Origin of the sequence: Streptococcus sp. GP0011 (assembly GCF_030546305.1) — a bacterium.
Lineage (GTDB): Bacteria > Bacillota > Bacilli > Lactobacillales > Streptococcaceae > Streptococcus.
On the sequence record NZ_JAUONR010000014.1, the window covers coordinates 1 to 8,223 of the forward strand.

Consider the following 8,223-nt stretch of genomic DNA (forward strand, 5'->3'; position numbering starts at 1 on the left):
TTTTTGTCTGAAAAATCTCGCTTTCTTATTGAGTTATAAGGATATTTGATTATTCCCAAAAATTTAGACACAAACAAGTCTCCGAATTTCCTTGCCAAAATAGAGAAAGTGTGATAACATAGTACGGTATGTGGTGCTAGCACATCCGCTATATTAGATCTAATAGGAGGAAAACACAATGGCTAAAGTATGTTACTTTACAGGTCGTAAGACTGTATCAGGAAACAACCGTTCACACGCGATGAACCAAACAAAACGTGCCGTAAAACCAAACCTTCAAAAAGTTACTGTTCTTATCGATGGTAAACCTAAAAAAGTTTGGGCTTCAGCTCGTGCTTTGAAATCAGGTAAAGTTGAACGCGTTTAATAAAAATGAAAAGACCGCTTAGGTCTTTTTCTTTTGCTCTAAGGATAAAATCATTTGAAAAATAGAGTAAATATCCGCCGATACAGCATTCTGCTTTTACACTTGGGCTGAAATATGATAAAATAGAGTATCAACTAGTTGAGGTAAAAAAAATGACTGTAAAAATTAATACAAAAGATGGTCAAATCGAACTGACAGATGAAGTGATTGCAACCGTAGTAGGTGGTGCCGCAACTGAGATTTTTGGTGTGGTCGGTATGGCTAGTAAAAATGCCCTCAAAGACAATTTCCAAGCCCTTCTTGGTAAGGAAAATTATTCTAAGGGTGTTGTTATAAAAGCAGCCGAAGATGGTAGCATTGCAGTTGATGTTTATACCGTATTGAGCTACGGAGTAAAGATAAGCGAAGTGTCAAAAAACATTCAAGAGCGTGTTCGTTTTAGTTTAGAAAATCAACTAGGAATTACTGCTCAGACTGTGAATGTCTACATTCAAAATATCAAAGTTGTAGGAGAATAATCGTGTCAAAAATTACTACCAGCTTATTTCAAGAGATGGTGCAGGCTGCATCAACTCGTTTGAATAAGCAAGCAGAATATGTCAATTCATTAAACGTCTTTCCAGTTCCAGATGGAGATACTGGGACAAACATGGGAATGACCATCGAAAATGGTGCCAAAGAAGTAGCAGACAAGCCGGCTTCTACAGTTGGAGAAGTGGCGAGCATTCTTGCTAAGGGGCTCTTGATGGGTGCGCGTGGAAACTCAGGAGTTATCACGTCTCAACTTTTCCGTGGCTTCTCTCAGGCTATCAAGGAAAAAGATGAATTAACAGGTCAAGACTTGGCTCTTGCCTTCCAATCCGGTGTCGAAGTAGCTTATAAAGCGGTTATGAAACCAGTTGAAGGAACCATTTTGACTGTATCACGTGGTGCTGCCATCGGTGCTAAGAAAAAAGCAGAGCAGACAGATGATGCTGTTGAGGTCATGCGTGCAGCCTTGGAAGGAGCTAAAGCAGCCCTTGCTAAGACACCAGAAATGCTTCCAGTCCTTAAGGAAGTTGGTGTGGTAGACTCAGGTGGTCAAGGTTTGGTCTTCATCTACGAAGGATTCCTTTCAGCTCTTACTGGTGAATACAGTGCTTCTGAAGACTTTGTAGCGACTCCTGCCAACATGAGTGAAATGATCAATGCGGAGCACCACAAGTCTGTAGCAGGGCATGTGGCAACTGAGGATATTACCTTCGGTTACTGTACAGAGATCATGGTAGCCCTCAAACAAGGTCCAACTTATTCTAAGGACTTTGACTACGATGAATTCCGCAACTACTTGAATGAACTCGGGGACTCGCTCCTTGTTGTCAACGATGATGAGATCGTCAAAGTTCACGTCCATACAGAAGATCCAGGTCTTGTCATGCAAGAAGGTCTCAAATATGGTAGCTTGATTAAGGTAAAAGTGGACAACATGCGTAACCAACACGAGGCGCAAGTTGAAAAAGAAGCGACCCAAGGCAACAAGCCTGCTGAAACAAAAGAGTATGCCCTTATCGCAGTAGTAGCTGGTCAAGGTTTAGCAGATATCTTCCGTGCTCAAGGTGTGGATTATGTCATCGAAGGTGGTCAGACGATGAACCCTTCAACAGAAGACTTTATCAAGGCTGTTGAACAGGTCAATGCTCGCAACATCATCTTCTTGCCAAACAACAAAAATATCTTTATGGCAGCTCAGTCTGCGGCTGAAGTGCTTGAACAACCTGCTGTTGTTGTAGAAGCACGTACAATTCCTCAAGGGTTGACCAGTCTTCTTGCCTTTGATCCAAGCAAATCAATCGAAGAAAACAAAGAACGTATGACTGCAGCCCTTGGTGATGTCATCAGCGGTAGTGTAACAACAGCCGTTCGTGATACAACTATCGATGGATTAGCAATTCATGAAAATGACAATCTTGGTATGGTTGATGGGAAAATCCTCGTGTCAAACCCTGACATGCACCAAACCTTGACAGAAACTTTGAAGCATATGTTGGACGAAGATAGTGAAATCGTGACTTTCTATGTCGGTGAAGACGGAAGCGAAGAACTTGCCAATGAAATTGCCCAAGAAATCGCAGAAGAATTTGAAGATGTTGAAGTAGAGATTCACCAAGGTCAACAACCCGTATATCCATATCTTTTCAGTGTGGAATAATCGTGAAAATTGAGTAAAAACAACAGAAGGAAGCTGGTTTTACAGCTTCCTTTTTCTATGTAAAAGGAGTTATAAAGAAATTTATGTAGAAATGAACATTCTATTGGAAATTCTATTTACTATAAGTTATAATGATAAAGCTGTTATGTTAGATTAAATATGAATATAAAGGAGAAATGATGAAGAAAAAAATTTTTAATCAATCTTTTTCCCGCTTTTCAATTAGAAAGTTAAGTGTTGGGACCTGTTCGGTATTGCTAGGAACCTTTATGGTGATGGCTACTTCTCCAGTGCAAGCGGATGAAGCTCAAGTCAACAATAAGGAACAACAAACGCAGGCGGAAATTCAACAGAAGGAAAAAAGTGCTGAGAATGGACAGGAAGTCATTTCTGAGCCTCAAAAAGTGGTAACACAGAACGAAGCGGTTAAGGAGCTGGAGGATAAAGCTGAACCGTCCAAAACAGAAGTATCTGCACCAGTCTCTCAGAGCCAACCAGTTTCTCAAGTTGACAATACGAAGGAAGCGAGTCAGCCTTCTTTAGATGAGGAGAAAAAGCAATCTCTAGAATCAACTCAAACTGAGCAGAAAAGCAAGGAAGAAAGTGGCTCTAGCGGGAAAACTTCTTCTAGGCGCAAGAGATCGCTAGATGAAGTCAATGCAGAATTTAAAACTCATTCGCCAATCAAGGATATCCATGCGGTAGATAGTGTTCGTGAGTCCTTGACTTTTAGTATTACTGGACACGAAGCAGACTATTCTGGTGGGTATATCAAAATTCATTTCCAAAATGGGAAGGCTATTAAATTGACCCCTTCTCCAGTCGGTGGTGTAAAGTTTAGCCAAGAAAAAACGAATGGGGATCTTGATTTAAAGATAGAACCTGCGAATCTGAGAGGTGGGGCAAACTATAACTTCGTCTATACTTTTCAGATAGATCCTTTGACTCAGAACTGGGGAGGCGCTGTCCAAGCCATTGGGCCAGACCACAAGGTGACCGCAACTGCTAAGCTCTATGACAAAAATGACAATGTCCTCAAAGAACTTGGAAGTATTGAACACACATGGAAAGTCTTAGAAAACGGGGTAGGTGGTCTGACACCAATGTCTAACCATCAGGTCATTGGCTACGATCGAAATAATGATGGTATCGTTGACGATGATTCGTCGGTTGTATCCTACTATCTATTTAACGGTGCGAAAGATCCTAAGAATAATACGGCAAGAAATGATTATTTCAACTATGGAAATGGTGTCTTTGATGGTCGTATGATCAATGGTATGGGGATTAGTGATGTCGGAGGGCATATCATTGATCCTGTCACTTCTTATACCTATAATATAGAGTTAAAAGAAGGTTATGAATTGACAGATGAAGCCAAAGCTCTGGGTTGGACTGCTGATGCGACGGGTTACCATCTGACGATTAACAGAGCTAACAATCCACTTCAAGATATTAATAACAATAAAAATAAGCTCATTCCAATTTCTTTCAAGTTAAAGAATGCCAAAGTAGCAGATATCAATAGAAAAGCGCAAAACCTAACTGTAACGGGTATCTATACAAAAGCAGATGGGACTAGCTATCAAAATACGGCCGTTCTTCCCTATACTCTCTTTGTTCAAAAAACAGACCAGCCAGAGTCTTCTCTTTTTGAATTTAGACACTATAATCAGTCTGATTCGGAGATGATTCGTTCTTATGGTGAAACAGAATACCGTTCTTATGTTCGACTTTCATCGGTAGCTGAGGTTGAAAAAGATTATCCTATCAATGACTACACTGTCACTCATAAAATACAGGATTCACGAGAGTCTTATCGAGAAGTCAATGCGATTGAGGAGCGTTATTGGAACGAATTTTTCTCTTCACCGGGTGCATCTGTAGAAGTATACAATAAAGCTACAGGTGAGTTGTTAGGGACTTTTAACAGTAGCACTCGTAGTCTACGATTGACGGAAGAGCAAGATGTGAAGGAGTTGGAGTACAAGTTTAAAAACATCAAGATGAGGAAGTCTTCAACAAATGATACTTCGGCATTTTTTTTCCAGACAAAAACACGTTTTAATAATTGGGAAAGTCTCTATAAAGATTCGACGATTAGTAAGTTGGATTCTAGAACGGATTCCACTTTTAACAATACTGGAAACACTGTTTCCTTCTCTCAAACGGCTTCAGCCGAATTGACGCGTGTTATCCAGCAAATTTCAATGATTGGGCGAGCTAGAACAGATGTCTTCAATCGACATACAGATGCTTCTGGTTTTAAGGAAGATTTTATCACAACGACTGCAGGTAGAAATACGCCTACCCAGAACATCGCAAACTTGACGGGAGTTTACCATTTAGCCTATTTGGCTGACCCTCAATTAAACTTTAGTGGGAATCCTAATTTTAAGGTCTATTATAATTACAAAGATACTGGAAAAACTCTCTACTATGCTCAAGTAAAGGGAACTCCAGACTCCCCTATGCCTCCATCGCTTTTGAAATTGGAAAACAAGACGATTCCAAATGGGACCTATACCTATAAAGCGATTGCTTTTTGGGACGAGGAACTTCCAGATGTTCAAGCTCAGAATGGTTTTGACTTAGGAGAACTAGATGGCATTACTGTTACTTCGAAAAATTCGACCTCTCATGACTTCAATGTGATCGTACAGGCTTCAGAAGCGAGCGGTGTCTACTCTGAAGTGAAAAGGGCCACAGATCAACACTTTGCCTATAATACTCAAGAACATTATCCTGGTGATGAGATTGATTTCAGAGTGACCTATAAAAACGCAGCGAAACAGCTTGTTTCAGATGTCTATGTTTTATCATCCTTGCCGATGAAAGGTGATAAACAGCTAGAATCCAGAAATCGTGGTTCTGAATTTACAGTGAGTTTGACAAAAGCTCTAACTCCACCTTCAGGCTGGGAAGTTCAGTATAGCCGCACTGCGGGTACTGCTGCAGAAATTAATGCTTCACAATGGCTCACAGCAGAACAGGTATCGGATCGGTCGGAGATTCGTGCAGTTCGTTGGCATTCGACTGCTCCAGTTGCTGCTGGAAGTACGGTTCAGTTTAATATTGATGGAGCAGTTATCGAGCAAAATACAACCTCAGGTGCGAGAGCTTATCTTTCTTCGGCCATGGCAAATGGCAATTCTAAGTATACAGAGTCTAATAATGTTTCTATCCAAATGTCCACCAAACTGTCATCTGCAAGTTTTACCTTTGTGGATGTAAACGATCCGTCTAAGGAAGTGCAGCTAGGACAGGTAGACACAGTTGTAGGCAAAACCAACGGACCAATTTCTTATGATCCTGATCGTCGAATTAAGGAATTGGAAGATGCAGGATATGAACTGATCAGTAACGATTTTACAGATCATACATTTGGTGACTCGACTAGTCCAAAACAATTCAAGTTTCAGTTTAGACATAAGATTACAGAACTAACCGAAACTGTTCGTGGAACTCGTGAAATTAATTATGAGTATTACAGAAAAGCAAAAAATCCTGATTTATCGCTTCTTCCTCCCAGACATGTAGAATCCCATTCGTTTACTCGAACGAAGAGAATCGATCAGGTTTTGGCAAAAATGCACCCAAATGATGCGACAGCAGGTGTGACTTACTCAGCCTGGTCTGCAGACCAAACTTGGTCTCAGGTGATTTCGCCTGAAATTCCTGGCTATTATCCAGGTGAAGATATTGACGCAAATACAATGTCGGGAGATGAGGCTCTTGATCAATATTGGATTAGTGCGATAAATCCGAGCGATGAAGATTTGGAAAAAGAATTCTCTTGGGATAGGTTGGTGTATTATGTTCCACTTCCAGTTGTCCCTTCAGCAAGCGAAGCGAGATCTAAAGGCCTTCAAGGGCAGAAGCAGCTAGCAACGATTCGATTTGATGAGGATAGAGCAAGCGAGAGCGAGGTTCACTTTACAAAAGGGACAACAACCATTAATGGAGCAAAGAAATCCGTTGAACTAGTTCAAAGTAGTGTCTTTCTTTATGATGAGAATGGGCAAAAGGTAACTTCACTAACCATTGCCGACCAAGGTACGTACGATTTAGATCTTGTAAATAAAACAATTGTCTTTACTCCACTGAAAACCTTCTATGGTCCGGCAACTCCAGTTCGAGTTGGAGTGGTGGATAAAAATGGAGAGTCGGTTGTAACGACCTATACCCCAGTTGTTGAGAAAGTAACACCAACTGGTTCAGGTGATAAGACAGAAGGCCTTCAAGGTCAGGTTCAAGAAGGTAAAGTGACCTTCACTCCAGGCCATGACTCAGTTCCATTCCCAGCAGATTCGACTCCACTATTTGACAATGGTACAGCTGTGAAAGAAGTGCCAAATGTTGGTCAGTTCGAAGTGGACACAGACGGCAAGGTAACCTTCACGCCAGATAAGCAGTTCAAGGGTGAAACACCAGGGCTTGAATTGACTCGTGTGGATGCCAACGGAACTCCAGTTACCGTTAAGTACCAAGCAGTAGTGAAAGAAGTAGTTCCAACCAGCACTAACGCAACCAGCACAGGTTCTCAGGGTGTTCCACAAACAGGCGCCCCAACTTTCCAAGGTGGTGACCCATTGGTTCCAATCGATGAAACAGTTGAACCAACCTTCGCAGATGGAAGCAAAGAGAAGACTATTCCAGGTCAAGGAACTTACACAATTGCGCCTGATGGAACTGTAACCTTCACTCCAGATAAGAAGTTCGTTGGTAAACCAGCTCCAGTCACAGTCAAACGCGTAGATAAGAATGGCACCCCAGTTACTGCGACTTACAGTCCAGAGTTTACTAAGGTGACCCCAACTTCAACGGACGCCACTTCAAATGGTATCCAAGGTCAACCGCAAACAGGTAGCCCAACCTTCACAGAAGGTAATCCATTGGTTCCAATTGATGATACGAAACCAATGACTTTCGAAGATGGACAGTCAACGAAAACCGTTTCAGGTGTAGGTGAATACAGCATCAATCCAGATGGCTCTATTACCTTTACGCCAGAAAAACAATATGTTGGTACTCCAGCTCCAGTCACAGTCAAACGTGTGGATAAGAACGGTACCCCAGTTACTGCGACTTATACCCCAACAGTGACTAAGGTAACGCCAACCAGCACTAACGCAACTAGCACAGGTCCTCAGGGTGTTCCACAAACGGGCACTCCAAGCTTCCAAGGTGGTGACCCACTTGTTCCAATTGATGAAACAGTAGAGCCAACCTTCGCAGATGGCAGCAAAGAGAAATCTATTCCAGGTCAAGGAACTTACACGATTGCACCAGACGGAACTGTAACTTTCACTCCAGATAAACAGTTTGTTGGAAACCCAACTCCAGTCACAGTGAAACGTGTAGATAAGAACGGTACAGAGGTTACTGCGACTTATACACCAACAGTGACTAAGGTCACTCCTACAGGAACTGGCGCAACCAGCACAGGTCCTCAGGGTGTTCCACAAACCGGTACCCCAACTTTCCAAGGTGGTGACCCACTGGTTCCAATTGATGAAACAGTTGAACCAACCTTCGCAGATGGCAGCAAAGAGAAATCTATTCCAGGTCAAGGAACTTACACGATTGCACCAGATGGAACTGTAACCTTCACTCCAGACAAGCAGTTTGTAGGTAGTCCAGATCCAGTTACAGTGAAGCGTGTGGA

Annotated in this window: 4 protein-coding genes; all 4 read left to right on the top strand. The window is 42.0% G+C overall.

What is annotated here, in order from left to right; genetic code table 11:
* Positions 1-178 precede the first annotated feature (178 nt).
* On the top strand, positions 179-367 hold the full coding sequence (gene rpmB / locus Q4443_RS10285) for a 50S ribosomal protein L28 (RefSeq protein ID WP_001140948.1): 189 nt from the start codon (positions 179-181) through the stop codon (positions 365-367).
* 152 nt (positions 368-519) lie between these two features.
* Complete coding sequence (locus Q4443_RS10290; RefSeq protein WP_000216434.1) at positions 520-885, top strand: Asp23/Gls24 family envelope stress response protein; 366 nt, start codon at positions 520-522, stop codon at positions 883-885.
* 2 nt (positions 886-887) lie between these two features.
* On the top strand, positions 888-2,555 hold the full coding sequence (locus Q4443_RS10295) for a DAK2 domain-containing protein (protein ID WP_125457852.1): 1,668 nt from the start codon (positions 888-890) through the stop codon (positions 2,553-2,555).
* Between the two features lie 176 nt (positions 2,556-2,731).
* On the top strand, positions 2,732-8,223 hold a 5,492-nt coding region (locus tag Q4443_RS10300), incomplete at its 3' end, for a YSIRK-type signal peptide-containing protein (RefSeq protein WP_303408372.1).

Excerpts from the sequence above, each read along its gene's own strand:
- rpmB (WP_001140948.1), top strand. The coding sequence starts at position 179 with ATGGCTAAAGTATGTTACTTTACAGGTCGTAAGACTGTATCAGGAAAC.
- Q4443_RS10290 (WP_000216434.1), top strand. The coding sequence starts at position 520 with ATGACTGTAAAAATTAATACAAAAGATGGTCAAATCGAACTGACAGAT.